The sequence below is a fragment of the Mesorhizobium shangrilense genome (genome assembly GCF_040537815.1).
Taxonomy (GTDB): Bacteria; Pseudomonadota; Alphaproteobacteria; order Rhizobiales; family Rhizobiaceae; genus Mesorhizobium; species Mesorhizobium shangrilense.
The window spans coordinates 2,976,012-2,990,657 of the sequence record NZ_JBEWSZ010000001.1 but is presented as its reverse complement, the minus strand read 5'-3'; the positions used below and the strand labels follow the sequence as shown (position 1 = coordinate 2,990,657).

The window sequence follows — 14,646 nt, the reverse complement described above, 5'->3', positions numbered from 1 at the left end:
ACCGTCGATGAATCCGCTTATCGAACTTACGGGCGTGCAGAAGGTGTTCGGGGCAGGCCCCGGCGCCCTGCATGCCTTCGGGCCGGTCGACATGAAGATCGAGAAGGGCGAGTTCGTCTCGCTGCTCGGTCCGTCGGGCTGCGGAAAGTCGACCCTCATGCTTATGATCGCCGGGTTGCTCGATGCCACCGAGGGCCGAATCGCGATCGACGGGCGCACCGTCATCGGGCCACAGACCGACATCGGCATCATGTTTCAGGACAACACGCTGGTGCCGTGGCGCACCGTGCGAGGCAATATCGAGCTGCAGCTGGAGCTTCGAGGCCTGTCACCGGCCGCCCATCGCGCCAGCGTGGACGAACTGCTTTCTTCGGTCCATCTCGAAGAATTTCAACAACGCTACCCGCACGAACTCTCCGGCGGGATGCAGCAGCGCGCCGCATTCTGCCAGGCATTGGTGCATCAACCCGCGACCATGCTGCTCGACGAGCCGCTCGGCAAGCTCGACGCCATGACCCGGGAAGCCATCCGCACCGACCTGCAGGCGCTGTGGATGCAGCGCCATCCCACCGTTGTGTTCGTCACCCACTCGATCGAAGAGGCCATCCAGCTCTCAACGCATGTCGCCATCATCACGCCGCGCCCCGGACGCATCGAGCGGATCATTTCCGTCGATCTGCCTTATCCGCGCGATTTCGAGGTCAAGAGCAGCCCGCAATTCATCGGCTACGTCCGGCAGGCACATGAGATATTTCGTGGCTATGGCGTCCTCTGATCGACCCTCTCGACCGGAGCGCGCGGCCCGCTGGATTGCGCGGTCCTGGATGTCCATTGCCTTCTTCGCGGCGTTCTTCCTGATCTGGGAGTACTCCATCGTCTGGTTCGGAATCCCGCGCTACATCCTCACGCCCCCATCGGTAGTCGTCGCGAAGGGCTGGGCGGATATCGACCGACTGCTCTACTACACCTGGATCACGGGCGTGGAGGTCGTGCTGGGTTATGCGGTGGCTGTTATCCTGGCGCTGCCGCTCGGCCTCGCCATCGCATTTTCGTCCATCCTGCGCCGCACGATCTACCCGTTTGTCGTCTGCGTCGAAATGGTGCCCAAGATCGCCTTCGCGCCGCTGTTCATCTCCTGGCTCGGTTTCGGCCTCTTGCCCAAGGTGATCATCGTCTTCCTGGTCTGCTTCTTTCCCATCGTGCTCAACGCCATTCTCGCTTTCAGTTCGCTCAGCGAGGAACTGTCGCGCTTCAGCGTCTCGACCGGCGCGAGCGCATGGCGCACCTTCGTCAAGGTGCGGCTGCCGGCGGCGCTGCCGCAATGCTTCGTCGGCTTCAAATACGCCGCGATCAACGCGACAGTCGGCGCCGCCATCGCGGAGTTCATCGGCTCGGACCAGGGGCTCGGCTTCTACATCCAGATCGTCACTGGCAACATGCGTCCGGACCTTGCCTTTGCCGGCATCTTTTTCCTGACAATCCTCGGCCTGGCTTTGTTCGGGCTGGTCACGCTCGCCGAGCGCCTCCTCATTCCCTGGCATATTTCGGTACGGCGCCAGTCGCACTGACCTCTCAACGTATTTCGACGGAGACAAACGTGACCTTGACCAAAGAAAGCGCCCACGCACTCGCTTCGAAGCTGGCACCGAAAGGCCTTGCCTTCATTGACGGCAAATTCGCCACCGCCGCGGACGGTGCGACCTTCGACACCATCAACCCGGCGACCGGCCAGCTCATCACCGCTGTGGCGCATTGCGGCACAGCCGATGTCGACCGCGCCGTCAAGGCAGCCCGCAGATCCTTCGACGACGGCGCCTGGTCGCGCGCGGCTCCCGAGTTTCGCAAGGAGGTGATGCTCAGGCTCGCCGATCTGGTGCGCACCCATCGCGAGGAACTCGCCGTTCTTGAGAGCATTGACAGCGGCAAGACAGTGATCGACTGCCTGCACGAGATCGGCCGCGAAGTGCCCACCTTCTTCCAGTGGTATGGCGAACTTGCCGACAAGTCGTTCGGCAAGGTGGCGCCGACGGGCGAGAATGCCCTGGCGCTTATCGTCAAGGAACCGGCCGGCGTGGTCGGCCTCGTCCTGCCCTGGAATTTCCCGTTGCTGATGGCGGCCTGGAAGATGGCGCCCGCCCTGGCCGCGGGCTGTTCGGTCCTGGTCAAGCCGGCGGAGCAGACGCCGCTGTCTGTCCTGCGCCTCGCCGAACTCGCGCAGGAAGCCGGCATCCCGGACGGCGTGCTCAACGTGTTGCCGGGCCTCGGCGAGACCACCGGCCAGGCGATTGGCCGTCACCCCGATATCGATATAGTCTCCTTCACCGGGTCGACCGAGGTCGGCGGTTATTTCCTGCGCTACGCCGGCGAGAGCAATCTCAAGGTGATTGGCCTGGAGATGGGCGGCAAAAGCCCGTTCATCGTGCTGGATGATGCCGATCTCACTGACGATCTGATCGAGCATGCCGCGATGTCTGCCTTCTGGAATGGCGGCCAGAACTGTTCCGCGAACATGCGGCAGCTTGTCGACCGCAGTCTGGCAGACGAGTTCGCCCATCGCGTCACCGTCCGCGCCAAGGCATTCCGTGTCGGCGATCCGCTCGATCCGGCGACCAATATCGGCGCCATGGTCACCGCCGAACACCAGACCCGCGTGATGGGCTACATCGAGCGCGGGTCGGCCGAAGGTGCCCGCCTGCTGACCGGTGGCGGCTCGACAGGGCCAGGCTACTTCATCGAGCCCGCTGTCTTTGCCGACATGACGCCCACGATGAGCATCGCCCGCGAGGAGATCTTTGGCCCTGTCCTCGGCATCCTGCCGGTCGCTGGAATGGAGATGGCGCTGCGGATCGCACGCGATACCGACTACGGCTTGCACGCGACCGTATTTACCCGCGATATCGACCGCGCCATCCACATGGCGCGGCGGCTGCCCTGCGGCACCGTCTCGGTCAACGGTTTCTCAGAAGGCGACGTCAAGACGCCCTTTGGCGGCTACAAGCGCTCCGGCTCGCTAGCCCGCGATAACGGCACGGAGGCCATGGACCAGTATCTCCAGACCAAGACGATCTGGTTCAGTACCGCCCGACCCTCGGCCGCCCGGTGATGGAAATCGGCGTTTGCGGCGAATTTTCGCACGAGCAGGTGGCGCGGCTCAAGCTCGGTGCGGGCGATTTTCCAGTCAGGCTGGTGGCGGCCGAGGCTGACAGCGACTGCGCGATCGTTTTCGGCAACCCCGAGCCTGACAAGGTCGCGGCAAACCAGAACCTGCGCTGGCTGCAACTGGAATCGGTGGGGTTCGGCGAATATGCTGGCCTCGACTGGAAGCGCGGTCACGGCGAGACACTGGTCACCAACCTTGCCGGCTTCTTTGCCGACCCGGTCGCGGAATCGGCGCTTGCCGGCATTCTGGCGCTCTATCGGGGCATCGACCGCCTGGTGCTTCTGCAAGCGGGCAAACAGTGGCTTGGCGATCCCTTGCGCACGCGCCTGCGCGTGCTGCGCGGGTCGCGCGTCGTCCTGTTCGGCTATGGTGCGATCAACCGGCGGCTGGCTGAACTGCTGGCGCCATTCGGCTGCGCGATCACGCCGATCACGCGCGAGGGGATCGCGGGGCTGGACAAGGCGCTTGCCGATGCCGATCTGGTCGTTTGCACGGCGCCGGCCACTCCCGCCACGTCGGGTCTTTTCGACGCTGCCCGACTGGCCAAATTGCCTCCAGGGGCGCTTTTCTGCAATTTCGGGCGGGGCTCGATCCTGGACGAGGACGCGCTCGCCGACGCCCTTGAACAAGGCCGGCTTGGCGGCGCGGTGATCGATGTGACCCGCGACGAGCCATTGCCGGCGGGGCACAGGTTCTGGACCTGCCCCAACATCATCCTGACGCAGCATTCCGGCGGTGGCACGATGGATGAACTCGACCGCAAGATCGACATCTTCCTGGCAAACCTGGCGCGCTTTCGCACCGGCATGCCGCTCGAAGGCGTCGTCGATTTTTCACGAGGATACTGATGGCTGAGATCACCAACATCCGCTGCGTCCTGCTGTCGTCGCCCTATGCCGATGCGGACGATCCGGAAATCAAGGAATGCTTCCCCAATGGGCCCAAGCGCACCATCGGCATGGTGGAGGTGACGCTGGACAATGGCGTAACCGGGCTGGGCGAAGGCTATCTCGCCGTCTTCGCACCGCTGGTGTTCCAGGCGATCGTCGACCTTTGCCGCCCGCAGGTGATGGGCCGCGATGGCTTCGACATCGATCGTCGGGTCAAGGACCTTCGCAGCCTGTGCGATTACTGGTCGCTTCAGGGCGCAGCGCGCCACGTCATCGCGGCCTTCGAGATTGCCTTGCAGGACGCCAAGGCCAAGAGCCTGGGTATCCCTGTATACGAGCTTCTCGGCGGGGCTCAGGCCCAATCGATCGAGATCTACGGTTCGGGCGGCTGTTGCGATGCCAAGGAACAGTTCCTGCGCGAACTGGACATGCTGGGTTCGCTCGGCATCGAGATCTACAAGATCCGTTCGGTCAAGCGCGATATCCTGCGCACGGCCTGGGTGCTGGAAGAGGCCGGCCGGCGCGGCATCAAGGTCGGCGTCGACATGTGCCAGAACCTTGCCGATCCGCCGCAGGCGGTAGACGATGTCGTGGCCTTTGTAGAAGCCGTACACGCCATCACCGACCGGCGTATGGTGTTTGTCGAGGAGGCGCTTGGCCCCGACCAGCCCGATGCCTTTCGTGAACTGCGTGGTCGTATCGATGTGCCGGTGTGCGGCGGCGAGATCGTCACCACGCCCAAGGAAATGATCGAGCGCATCAACGCCGACGTCTATGATTTCGTCCAGCCCGACGCCTCGGTGATGGGTGGAATTTCGGCGGTCATGGACGTGTTCGAAGCGGCCAGGGCCAAGGGCACCGACGTGGTCGTGCATGCCTGGGGCGGTGCCGCCGCGATCATGGCCAGCTATCACGCCGCCTTCGCCGCAGGCGGTAAGCTGGTCGAGTATCCGATGCTGTATTTTCCGCTCGGCGCCGAAATGATCGGCGACCAGGGGCGCATCGAGAACGGCCGTCTGATCCGTCCAACCGCACCGGGACTCGGCCTGACGCTCACCCCCGACATGGAGGCGCGTTATCCCTTTGATGAAACCGCCGTCTATTCCTGCGTGCTGACGGACTGGGGCCCGCCACCGGACAGCTATTGGCGAGATTTGAGCCAGTTCGCCTCGTAATCCCGGCCGCCTCGCTTGGGGGAGCGAAAGATCGGAGGCTGGAGGGCTCCTATTGGCCGGCCGGCGGTGCCGTACGGTTGGGTTTCAGGGTGGATCAGCCGTGCCAATGGGAGCAGCGGATGATGCTGCGGAAGCTGCCGCATCTACTTTTGCCCGCTCAAGGATCCAATTTTTGACGGTCTTGACCACGCTCCCCTTCGAAAGCTGGCTTTCGGACAGGTAATAGGTCCAGGGGCTTGCCGTGCGAACAGGAAACGGTTCGACGAGAAGGCCGCGGCTCAAGTAGGTTCTGGCCAGCGAATACTGGGTCGCGACACAGCCGGCGCCCGTTGCCGCCAGTTCCAGCGCGATGTTCGACGCGTTTGTCGTTATTCCCTTTTCATAATCCGAGATGTCGATACCCAGCGCCTCGCCCATGCACTGCCAGTATTCCTGTCTTCCGTGAACAAAGATCCAGTCCACATGCAGGATGTCCTGCGGCGACTTGAGCCGGTTCGCCCCCATCATCAATTGCGGAGCGCACAGCAGAACCAGTTGATCGTTCCACAGCGGAACACCAGCCGGGGGGCGATCGTCGAAGCGCCGCGTCGAGATGGTGATGTCGGCGATCTGTTCGCTGAGATCTTCCCAAATCGTGCCGTGCAGCACGACCTCGATGTCCGGGTGCTGATTGCGGAAAGCGGCCATGCATCCTGCGATCCAATTTTCCGCAAGGCTCATTGGGCATGAGATGACCACGGTCTTGTTGCGGGTCGAGGCCACGATTGCCTCGGTTGCGTGATCGATGAGGTCGAGAGCCTGGCGCAGTGTCGGCAAGAATGCCTCACCCATCTCGGTCAGCTTGAGACTGCGAGGATACCGGATGAACAGTTGCCGGCCGAGATAGTGTTCCAGCCCCCGGACATGGTTGCTGACAGCTGCCTGCGTGTAGCCCAGCTCATTGGCGGCGAGCGTAAAGGAGAGGTGTCGGGCTGAGCATTCGAACGAACGGATATAGTTGAGCGGGGGCGGTGGCTTCATCGCAATTTTTCCGGTCGACGATCATGGCGGGAACAGGGAGCTTACAGCGCGCCGGACGAGGTGACATCGATTTTTTTGGCCAATGGCGCCAAACTTATGACGTGAATGGGCCGCGAGGCCAAATTAATCATAGGGCTCACAAGGGGAGAAGGTGGCGTCAATGGTCGATCAGCCCGAGGGGGCCGGTGCTGTTTGCGAGATTACCGCCAGGATCGCGGATTTCGTGCTGCGCAGACCCGCCACCCAGTTCCCGAATGAAGTATTGCGGGCGGCATCGCTGCAATTCCTGGACACGATCGGCGTCACGATCGCTGCCGGACCAATGGAGGCAGGGCGGATCGCAAGAGAGGCGGCCGTCCTGCTCTACGGCGCCGGCGATGGCCGGCATGCGGCGCGGATGCTGTTCGACGGCCGCCGCGTAAGCATGGCTGGCGCCGCCTTCGCGGCCGCCACCCAAACCGACAACCTCGACGGTCATGACGGCTACAGCCCGACCAAGGGCCACATCGGCGTGGCGGTCATCCCGGCGCTGGCGGCGCTTGCCGAGGCGTGCCCGGATCTCGGCGGGCCGGAGGCGCTGGCCGCCATCGTCATTGGCTACGAGATCGCAGGCCGCGCCGGCATAGCGTTGCATGCCACGGTTTCGGACTACCATACGTCCGGTGCCTGGAACGCGCTCGGCGTGGCTGCCATGGCCTCGCGCTTCATCCGCCTGGACGACGAGCAACTCCGCCATGCCTTCGGGATCGCGGAGTATCACGGGCCGCGCAGCCAGATGATGCGCGAGATCGCCACGCCGACCATGCTGCACGATGGATCGGGCATGGGCGCGCTGGTCGGCCTTTCAGCGGCAGTGCTTGCCGAACTCGGCTTCGCCGGCGCGCCGGCCATCACCCTGGAAGCGCCGGACGTGGCGCACCACTGGGACGACATCGGAAGCCTCTGGCAGATGTCGCGCCAGTATATCAAACCGTATCCGATATGCCGCTGGGCGCATGCGGCGATCGACGGGACACGTGCTCTCTGTCTCGAATATGGCCTGGGACCGGCACAGGTCGTCAAGGTACGGGTCAACAGCTTTCACCACGCCGCGACGCTGTTTGCCGGCATGCCCGACACCACGTCGAAAGCGCAGTACAGCCTGGCGTTCGCGGTTGCCACCATGATCGTGCACGGCCGCGTCGGTTTGGAGCATATCTCAGGCGCCGGTCTCCAGGACGCGGCCGTCGAGGCCATGCTGAGGCGCGTCGAGGTTACCGAATCGCCGCGCCACAGCGCCCGCTTTCCGCAAGGACGCTGGGCGGATGTCCGCATCGAGACGACGGACGGGCGCGTGCTCGATTCCGGCGACGTGCATGCGCGCGGCGGACCCGAGGCGCCGTTCACGCCCGACGACATCATGGCGAAATACATGGAGCTGGCCGCTCCGGTACTGGGCGAGGCCCGGGCTGCGGCGATCCGCGACGGCATTCTTGGTCTCACGGCGCCCGGCAGCCGATTCAGCGACCTCGCGGCGCTGCTCTACGATCCTCCCGCCGGCCAGCACTATGCCGCTTAGCCTGCTCAAATACGGGTTCAGCAAGGACTATCCGGTGACCGGGGATATCCCCGCGACGCCGGAGCTGAGGCCGTCCTACGACGTGGTCATCATTGGCGGCGGCGGCCACGGGCTGGCGTCAGCGCATTATCTGTCGAAATATCACGGCATCACCAGCATCGCCGTGCTGGAGAAGGGCTATCTTGCTGGCGGCAACACCGCGCGGAACACCACGACGATCCGCTCCAACTACATCACGCCGGAGGGTGTCGCCTTCTACAAGGAGGGTGTTTCGCTGTTCCAGGGCCTGTCGCAGGAGCTGGATTTCAACGTCATGTTCTCGCAGCGCGGGCAACTGACGCTTGCCCATTCGGAGGCGACCCTGCGCAGCTTCCACCTGCGGGCCGAGATAGGCAAGCACATGGGAACCCGCACCGAGGTCGTCGACGCGAGGGGTGTCGAGGAGATCGTGCCACAACTCAACATGGATCGTGGCGGCGCGCTCGAAATCCTGGGCGGGCTCTGGCACGCCGATGGTGGCACGGCCAGGCACGACGCGGTGGCCTGGGGCTTTGCCGCACAGGCATCGCGGCGCGGCGCCGAAATCCATCAGCGCACCGAAGTGCAGAGCGTCGAAGTGGCCGGGGACCGTGTCCAGGCGGTGGTGACGAACCGCGGCCGCATCGCTTGCGGCGCGGTGCTGATCGCCGCCGGCGGCATGAACTACGATGTCGCGCTGATGGCCGGGATCGAACTGCCGATCCGTTGCTATCCGCTGCAGGCGATGGTGACCCAGCCGCTGAAGCCGTGGCTCGACACACTCGTTTCGTCGGTTTCGCTGCACACCTATCTGGTGCAGTCCTCGCGCGGCGAGATCGTCATCGGTGGTGGTTCCGATCCCTACCAGCTCTACTCGACCCGCTCGACGCTCGACATGAAGGAACATCTGGCGGCAGGCGCGGTGCATCTGTTCCCCTTTCTGCAAGGGGTAAAGGTCCTCAGGCAATGGGCGGGCATCACCGACATGACGCCCGATTACAGCCCGATCATGGGCGCCAGCCCGCTTGCCAACCTCTGGCTGGACTGCGGCTGGGGCACATGGGGGTTCAAGGCCACTGCCGTCGCCGGCAAGCGTATGGCCGAGACGATCGCCAAGGGCCGCGTTCCCGATGTGCTGAAGCCGTTCGCGTTGGAGCGCTTCGAGACTTTCCGGCTGCTGAACGAAATGGGCGCCACGGCTGCGAGTCATTGACATCATGAAGCTGCTCACCTGCCCGATGAACGGTCCGCGCAACATCGACGAATTCCAGTCGCTCGGGCCGGTGCGGGCTGCACCCGATCCCGATGCATCGAGCGACGCCGAATGGGCGCGCCACCTGTTCCGGGCCGACAACCGCAAGGGCGTGGCTCTCGAATGGTGGCGCCATGTGCCGAGCAACTTCTTCTTTTTGGCCGAACGTAATGTGGTGACCAACGAGGTCATCCGCACTTTCGCGCCAAGCGACGAAGGCCGGCCGTGAGCCGGCTGCCCGAACCTTTCGGCTCGCGCATAGACCGCGGTCGGCCGCTTCGCTTCAGCTTCGAGGGCAAGGCGTTCGAGGGCTTCGACGGCGATTGCATCGCCAGCGCGTTGGCGGCGTCGGGCCAATGGCTGCTGTCACGCTCGTTCAAGTACCATCGGCCGCGCGGCGTCTTCAGCATGGCCGGAGCGGAGGCCAACACACTGGTGCAGTTGGCGTCCGAGCCGAACGTGGCGGCGGACCTGACACCACTGCGCGACGGCATGAAGGTGACGGCGCAGAACGTCAACGGTTCGCTGCAGTCCGACCGCGATGCCGTGATCGGCCGGTTCGCGAAACTGCTGCCGGTCGGCTTTTACTATCGAACGTTCATGGGGCCGACGCGCAACGCGTGGCTGAAAGCCTGGGAGCCGATGATCCGCCGCAAGGCGGGCTTGGGCGTGGTCGATGCAAAGGCGCCGCATCGTGACTTCGACATGGCGCATCTCCATTGCGACCTGCTGGTCGTCGGCGGCGGTCCGGCCGGACTTTCGGCAGCCATCGCCGCCGCCGAGGCCGGGGCGGATGTCGTTCTGTGCGACGAGAATCCGGAGATCGGCGGCTCATTGACCTACAAGCGCTGCGAGCCGGACGCGCTGACACGACTGGCCTCGGCAGCAGTTGCACTTCCCAACCTGCGCATTCTGCCTGGCACGGTCTGCAACGGCTGGTACGAGGACAACTGGCTGCCGCTGATCCAGAGCGACCGGCTCTATCGGGCACGTGCCCGGCAAGTGGTTCTCGCAACCGGTGCGATCGAGCAGCCGGCGCTGTTCCGCAACAACGACCTGCCGGGAATCATGACCGGCGGTGCCGTGCAGCGGCTGATCCGGCATTACGCGGTGAAACCCGGCCGGCGGGCGGTCGTGCTCGCCGCCAATGCCGGCGGCTATCATGCCGCGCTCGACCTCATTGATGCCGGCGTTGCCGTTGCGGCGCTCGCCGATCCGAGGCCGGTGGGCAACGAGGGCGACCTGGCCAAGGCACTGCAAGGCAGCGGGGTCCAAATCATGCAGGGCGCCGCCATCGCCGAGGCCCAGGGCACCAAGGGCAACAAACATGTCGCCCGCGTCCATATCGGCGGCCACTGGATCGAGTGCGATCTCGTGGTCATTTCGGCTGGCGCGGTGCCAGCCTGGCAGTTGCCGTGCCAGGCCGGAGCCAAGGTCGGCTACGACGAGAAGTCGGCGCATATGAAGCTCACCATGGATCATGGCTCGATGCTCCTGGCGGGAGCGGTCGCTGGCAGGTCGAGCCTCGATGCGGCAATTGCGGATGGTCGCCGCGCGGGCCTGAACGCGCTGGCCCGCCTCGGCCATGCGATCTGCTCCGACGTGGCTGCGGTCGATACCGATCTGGAGCCGGAAGGCTGGGCACAGCCCATCGCTGCCGATCCGAAGGGACATGACTTCATCGACTTCGACGAGGACCTGCAGGTCAAGGACCTGCTGAACACGGTGAAGGAAGGCTATCGCGAACTGGAGCTGGTCAAGCGGTTTTCGACGGTGGGGATGGGTCCAAGCCAGGGACGCCATTCGGCGCTTGCGACGGCCAGGATCGTCGCCGAGGCGACCGGCCGCAGCGTCGGTGCTATCGGCGTTACCACCGCGCGGCCTCCGACAGGTCCGGAAACGCTGGGCGTGCTTGCCGGCCATCACGAACCGCTCGAACGGCGGACCGCGCTCCATGCGCGGCATCTGGCTGTTAATGCGCGCATGAGGGCGGTGGGTGCCTGGTGGCGGCCCTATCATTACGGCGCGGACGTCGATGCCGAGCGGCTGGTGCACGAAGAGATCGCGGCCGTGCGACAGGCGGTCGGCCTGCTCGACGTATCGACGCTAGGCAAGCTGGAAGTGCGCGGACCGGATGCCGGCGCCTTCCTCGATCGCATGTACACGATGGCCCATGCCGGCCAGCCCGTCGGCCGTGTGCGCTATTGCCTGATGCTGAACGAGATGGGCGCGGTGATCGACGATGGTGTCGCCTACCGCCTTGCCGACGATCGTTTCTACGTCACCGCCACCACGGGCGCCGTTGCCAGAGTCCAGGCGGAAATGCTGTTCTGGAATGCTCAATGGCGGCTGAAGGTCGACGTGCTCAACGTCACCGCGGCGTTTTCCGGGCTTAATGTCACCGGACCGAACGCGCGCGCCTTGCTGCAGGCGATCGATGGCGACATCGATTTTTCCCGGCAGGCGTTCGGCTATCTGTCCGGCCGCGAAGGCACGCTTGCAGGAGTTCCGGTGCGTGTCATGCGCATCGGTTTCACCGGGGAGGTCAGCTACGAACTGCATTGTCCCTCCAGCTATGCCGGCGCGCTATGGGATGCGGTGATCGAGGCGGGTAGGTCGCATGGGCTGCGGCTCTACGGCCTTGAAGCGTCACGTATCCTTCGCCTGGAGAAGGGCCACATCCTCATTGGCCAGGACACGGACGCGCTGACCAGCCCGGATGAACTGGGTTTCGGCTGGGCGGTGTCGAGACGGAAACCGTTTTTCGTAGGGAAGCGCTCGATCGAGATGCGGGCGCGTCTCGGCCAGAAACGCAGGCTGGTCGGGCTGACGTTCGCGAAGGACGCCAACATACCGGGCGAAGGCTGCCTCGTGCTTCGCGCCGGAGCGCCCGTCGGACAGGTCACGTCAGTCGGCTTTTCGCCGACGCTCGGCCATCATATCGCGCTCGCCTATGTCCATGCCGACGACGCGACCGAGGGCACCCTGGTCACCCTCAAATGCCGCGACGGCGAACTGTTGAGAGCGCCCGTGGTCATGCATGCCTTCTTCGATCCGGAAAACGCGCGGCAGGAGCTCTAGGATGGTCTCGTTGTCGCCATTAGCGCGCCAGTTTCCGCTCTCCACCGGCGGCTCCGCACAGGGCATAGGACTGCCGAACGGCGCCGTCGAACTGGTCGACCTGACCGCCAAGCCCCGCTTCGGCATCAAGGGACCGGGCAGTTCCGCCTGGCTCAAGGGACGCGGCATCACACTGCCGCCCGTGAACCGGATCGGCACCCATGGCGACCTGCGCGTGCTGCGTCTCGGCGGCGAGGATTTCTTGGTCGTCGACGGCGAATTGGATACGCTCACGGTCCACTGGAACAATGCGACCGGGCCGCGCGGCTACTGGTCGTGGCGCGAGGAGGGCTGGGCCTGGATGCGGCTGTCCGGGCGAGCGGTCGACGGCGTCATGGCAAGGCTTTGCGCACTTGATCTGCGCGCCGGGCGATTTTGCGAAGACGAGATCGCGCAGACCCGCGTCGCTCAACTCGAGGCGGTCCTAGTGCGGGCCGGGGAAGGCTTCGACGTGTTTTTCGACATTGCGGCGACCGCCTTCTTCGTCAGGACGGTCATCCATGCGGCCAAGCAGGCTGCCGGCGAGAGAACATAAGGGAGAAGCATCGATGAACACCATCCAGGGCGTGATCGCGCCGATCCTGACGCCTTTCGACGCCAACGGCAGAATTGCCCGTGATCTCTGGATCGGGCACGCGCGATGGGTGCTTGACCAGGGCGCCCACTTCCTTTCGCCCTTCGGCACCACCGGCGAGGCTCTGTCGCTGTCGCTGCCTGAGCGTATCGAGGCGCTTGAATGGCTGGTGAACGCAGGCATTCCGCCCAGCAGGATGATGCCGGGCACCGGGGTCACGGCGCTGCCGGAAACCGTGGAACTGAGCAGCCATGCCGTCGGCCTTGGCTGTGCTAGCGTGATGGTGCTGCCATCGTTCTTCTATACCGCTGCGGGCGACGAGGGGCAGGCGCGTTACTATGCCGAATTGATCGAAAGGGTCGCGAGCCCGTCGCTGCGGCTGATCCTCTATCACATTCCGCAGAATTCGGGCGTGGCGGTGACGCCGGCGCTGGCTGCCCGGCTGAACAGCGCGTTTCCCGATACGGTCGTGGCTTACAAGGACAGTGCCGGCAACTGGGACAACACGGCAGCGGTGATCGCGGCGGCGCCGAACCTCTCGGTGTTCCCGAGCTCCGAGGCACAGTTGACGCAAGGCCTGGCCGGTGGTGCGGCGGGCTGTATTTCGGCCTCGGTCAATCTCAATGCGGCGGCGATAAGAGCTGTTTATGACGGCGTGCGCGCCGGCCGGGATGTGAGCGCCGCCGACGCCTCGATCAAGGCGTTCCGGCAGGCGGTGCAGGCCGCCGGGCTGATCGGCGGCATGAAGGCCGCGCTCGCGGTGCGGTCCGGCGATCACCGCTGGCTCAACCTGCGGGCTCCGCATGAAAACACCACGCTTGCCGCCGGCAAGGCGCTTCTTGCCGCCCTTGGAGAAGCGAGTGAGGTCATTCCCGCGCGGCGCAGGGCGTAGAGCCATGACTGGCCGTCCGTCGATCATCGTTCACAGCGACAAGCCGGAACCGGCGCTCGCGGTGCTGGCGGAGAGCCATCCTGATCTCCAGGTCGCGGCCTGCGACAGCTATGGCGGATTGGCCGAGATGATAGCCGACACCGGCGCGGAGATCGTCTATTCCGTGCGCTTCTCCGGCACGCCGCTGTTTCCGCGCCGGGCGCTCCTGGAAAGTTCGACTGTGCGATGGGTATCGGTCGGCGGCTCGGGCACCGATCACCTGCTGCCATGGGATCCGAGCAAGGTTACGGTGACCAACGCGGCCGGGGTCGCCGCCGACATGATGGCCGAATACGCGCTGGGGGCGATGCTGTCCTTCTCGCTGGGCCTGCCGGGCTTTGCCCGCGACCAGCGGGCGCGGCGGTGGACGGCGGGCCGTGTCGAGCCCATCGAAGGGCGCACATTGCTGATCCTGGGCCTTGGCAGGACTGGACAGGCCGTGGCCCGCCGCGCCAAGGCGATGGGCATGGTCACGCTCGGCGCCCGGGCCCGGCCGGGGCCGACCCCGAATGTCGATGAGGTCCACCGCATCGGCGACATGCCCGAGCTTTGGGCGCGTGCCGATTTCATCGTTTGCTGCGTGCCGCTCCTGGAGACGACGCGCGGGCTGGTCGATCGACAGGCGTTTTCCGCGATGAAGCCGACTGCGGTTCTGATCGATGTTTCTCGCGGCGGTGTCGTCGAGGAGGCCGCCCTTGTCGAGGCTCTCGAAGCTCGCCGGCTCAGGGGGGCGGCGCTCGACGTCTTCGCCACCGAGCCGCTGCCGGCCGACCATCCCCTCTGGGGCTACGACAACGTGATCATCACCCCGCACTGTTCGTCCGTCTACGACGGCTGGGATGTCAAGTCGGTGCGGATGTTCGCGGAAAACCTGGCCCGTTATCGGCGCGGCGAGCCGCTGGAAAACGTCGTCGATCCGACGCGTGGCTACTGAAATGTGGGAGGAGT

General features: G+C 64.9%; 13 protein-coding genes. 12 read left to right on the top strand and 1 reads right to left on the bottom strand.

Annotated features, from left to right (window positions below; all coding sequences use genetic code 11):
- Positions 1-7 precede the first annotated feature (7 nt).
- The 5 genes from ABVQ20_RS14820 to ABVQ20_RS14800 are packed head-to-tail and all read left to right on the top strand — an operon-like array spanning position 8 to position 5,225.
- Complete coding sequence (locus ABVQ20_RS14820) at positions 8-775, top strand: ABC transporter ATP-binding protein (RefSeq protein WP_354460262.1); 768 nt, start codon at positions 8-10, stop codon at positions 773-775.
- A gap of 49 nt (positions 776-824) precedes the next feature.
- Positions 825-1,568: an ABC transporter permease gene (locus ABVQ20_RS14815; RefSeq protein WP_354460261.1), complete on the top strand. Its 744-nt coding sequence runs from the start codon at positions 825-827 to the stop codon at positions 1,566-1,568.
- A gap of 29 nt (positions 1,569-1,597) precedes the next feature.
- The gene (locus ABVQ20_RS14810; RefSeq protein WP_354460260.1) at positions 1,598-3,103 is read left to right on the top strand and encodes an aldehyde dehydrogenase; all 1,506 of its coding nucleotides are present in this window, start codon (positions 1,598-1,600) and stop codon (positions 3,101-3,103) included.
- Positions 3,103-4,008: a D-2-hydroxyacid dehydrogenase gene (locus tag ABVQ20_RS14805; protein ID WP_354460259.1), complete on the top strand. Its 906-nt coding sequence runs from the start codon at positions 3,103-3,105 to the stop codon at positions 4,006-4,008. Before ABVQ20_RS14810 ends, ABVQ20_RS14805 begins: the two co-directional genes overlap by 1 nt.
- On the top strand, positions 4,008-5,225 hold the full coding sequence (locus ABVQ20_RS14800) for a mandelate racemase/muconate lactonizing enzyme family protein (RefSeq protein ID WP_354460258.1): 1,218 nt from the start codon (positions 4,008-4,010) through the stop codon (positions 5,223-5,225). The genes ABVQ20_RS14805 and ABVQ20_RS14800 overlap by 1 nt, the downstream gene beginning before the upstream one ends.
- Before the next feature lie 84 nt (positions 5,226-5,309).
- Here ABVQ20_RS14800 and ABVQ20_RS14795 read toward each other — a convergent pair whose 3' ends face one another.
- Positions 5,310-6,245, bottom strand: a complete 936-nt coding sequence (locus ABVQ20_RS14795) for a LysR substrate-binding domain-containing protein (protein WP_354460257.1) — start codon at positions 6,243-6,245, stop codon at positions 5,310-5,312.
- 160 nt (positions 6,246-6,405) lie between these two features.
- Here ABVQ20_RS14795 and ABVQ20_RS14790 point away from each other — a divergent pair, with 160 nt between their 5' ends.
- The 7 genes from ABVQ20_RS14790 to ABVQ20_RS14760 are packed head-to-tail and all read left to right on the top strand — an operon-like array spanning position 6,406 to position 14,632.
- Complete coding sequence (locus ABVQ20_RS14790; RefSeq protein ID WP_354460256.1) at positions 6,406-7,803, top strand: MmgE/PrpD family protein; 1,398 nt, start codon at positions 6,406-6,408, stop codon at positions 7,801-7,803.
- Positions 7,793-9,034 carry an FAD-dependent oxidoreductase gene (locus ABVQ20_RS14785; protein ID WP_354460255.1) on the top strand — a complete coding sequence of 414 codons (1,242 nt, stop codon included), beginning with the start codon at positions 7,793-7,795 and terminating at the stop codon, positions 9,032-9,034. Before ABVQ20_RS14790 ends, ABVQ20_RS14785 begins: the two co-directional genes overlap by 11 nt.
- A 4-nt stretch (positions 9,035-9,038) precedes the next feature.
- Positions 9,039-9,302 carry a sarcosine oxidase subunit delta gene (locus ABVQ20_RS14780; RefSeq protein WP_354460254.1) on the top strand — a complete coding sequence of 88 codons (264 nt, stop codon included), beginning with the start codon at positions 9,039-9,041 and terminating at the stop codon, positions 9,300-9,302.
- Positions 9,299-12,154 (top strand): 2Fe-2S iron-sulfur cluster-binding protein, encoded by a 2,856-nt coding sequence (locus ABVQ20_RS14775; RefSeq protein WP_354460253.1) that lies wholly within the window; start codon positions 9,299-9,301, stop codon positions 12,152-12,154. The genes ABVQ20_RS14780 and ABVQ20_RS14775 overlap by 4 nt, the downstream gene beginning before the upstream one ends.
- A 10-nt stretch (positions 12,155-12,164) precedes the next feature.
- On the top strand, positions 12,165-12,728 hold the full coding sequence (locus ABVQ20_RS14770) for a hypothetical protein (protein ID WP_354460252.1): 564 nt from the start codon (positions 12,165-12,167) through the stop codon (positions 12,726-12,728).
- Positions 12,729-12,741: 13 nt separating this feature from the next.
- Positions 12,742-13,659: a dihydrodipicolinate synthase family protein gene (locus ABVQ20_RS14765; RefSeq protein WP_354460251.1), complete on the top strand. Its 918-nt coding sequence runs from the start codon at positions 12,742-12,744 to the stop codon at positions 13,657-13,659.
- A gap of 4 nt (positions 13,660-13,663) precedes the next feature.
- Entirely contained in the window at positions 13,664-14,632 is a 969-nt protein-coding gene (locus ABVQ20_RS14760) for a D-2-hydroxyacid dehydrogenase (RefSeq protein ID WP_354460250.1), read from the top strand.
- Positions 14,633-14,646: the final 14 nt, after the last annotated feature.

Coding starts and splice junctions, on each gene's coding strand:
- ABVQ20_RS14780 (WP_354460254.1), top strand. CDS start 9,039: ATGAAGCTGCTCACCTGCCCGATGAACGGTCCGCGCAACATCGACGAA.
- ABVQ20_RS14800 (WP_354460258.1), top strand. CDS start 4,008: ATGGCTGAGATCACCAACATCCGCTGCGTCCTGCTGTCGTCGCCCTAT.
- ABVQ20_RS14760 (WP_354460250.1), top strand. CDS start 13,664: ATGACTGGCCGTCCGTCGATCATCGTTCACAGCGACAAGCCGGAACCG.
- ABVQ20_RS14795 (WP_354460257.1), bottom strand. CDS start 6,245: ATGAAGCCACCGCCCCCGCTCAACTATATCCGTTCGTTCGAATGCTCA.
- ABVQ20_RS14805 (WP_354460259.1), top strand. CDS start 3,103: ATGGAAATCGGCGTTTGCGGCGAATTTTCGCACGAGCAGGTGGCGCGG.
- ABVQ20_RS14820 (WP_354460262.1), top strand. CDS start 8: ATGAATCCGCTTATCGAACTTACGGGCGTGCAGAAGGTGTTCGGGGCA.
- ABVQ20_RS14765 (WP_354460251.1), top strand. CDS start 12,742: ATGAACACCATCCAGGGCGTGATCGCGCCGATCCTGACGCCTTTCGAC.
- ABVQ20_RS14785 (WP_354460255.1), top strand. CDS start 7,793: ATGCCGCTTAGCCTGCTCAAATACGGGTTCAGCAAGGACTATCCGGTG.
- ABVQ20_RS14790 (WP_354460256.1), top strand. CDS start 6,406: ATGGTCGATCAGCCCGAGGGGGCCGGTGCTGTTTGCGAGATTACCGCC.
- ABVQ20_RS14815 (WP_354460261.1), top strand. CDS start 825: ATGTCCATTGCCTTCTTCGCGGCGTTCTTCCTGATCTGGGAGTACTCC.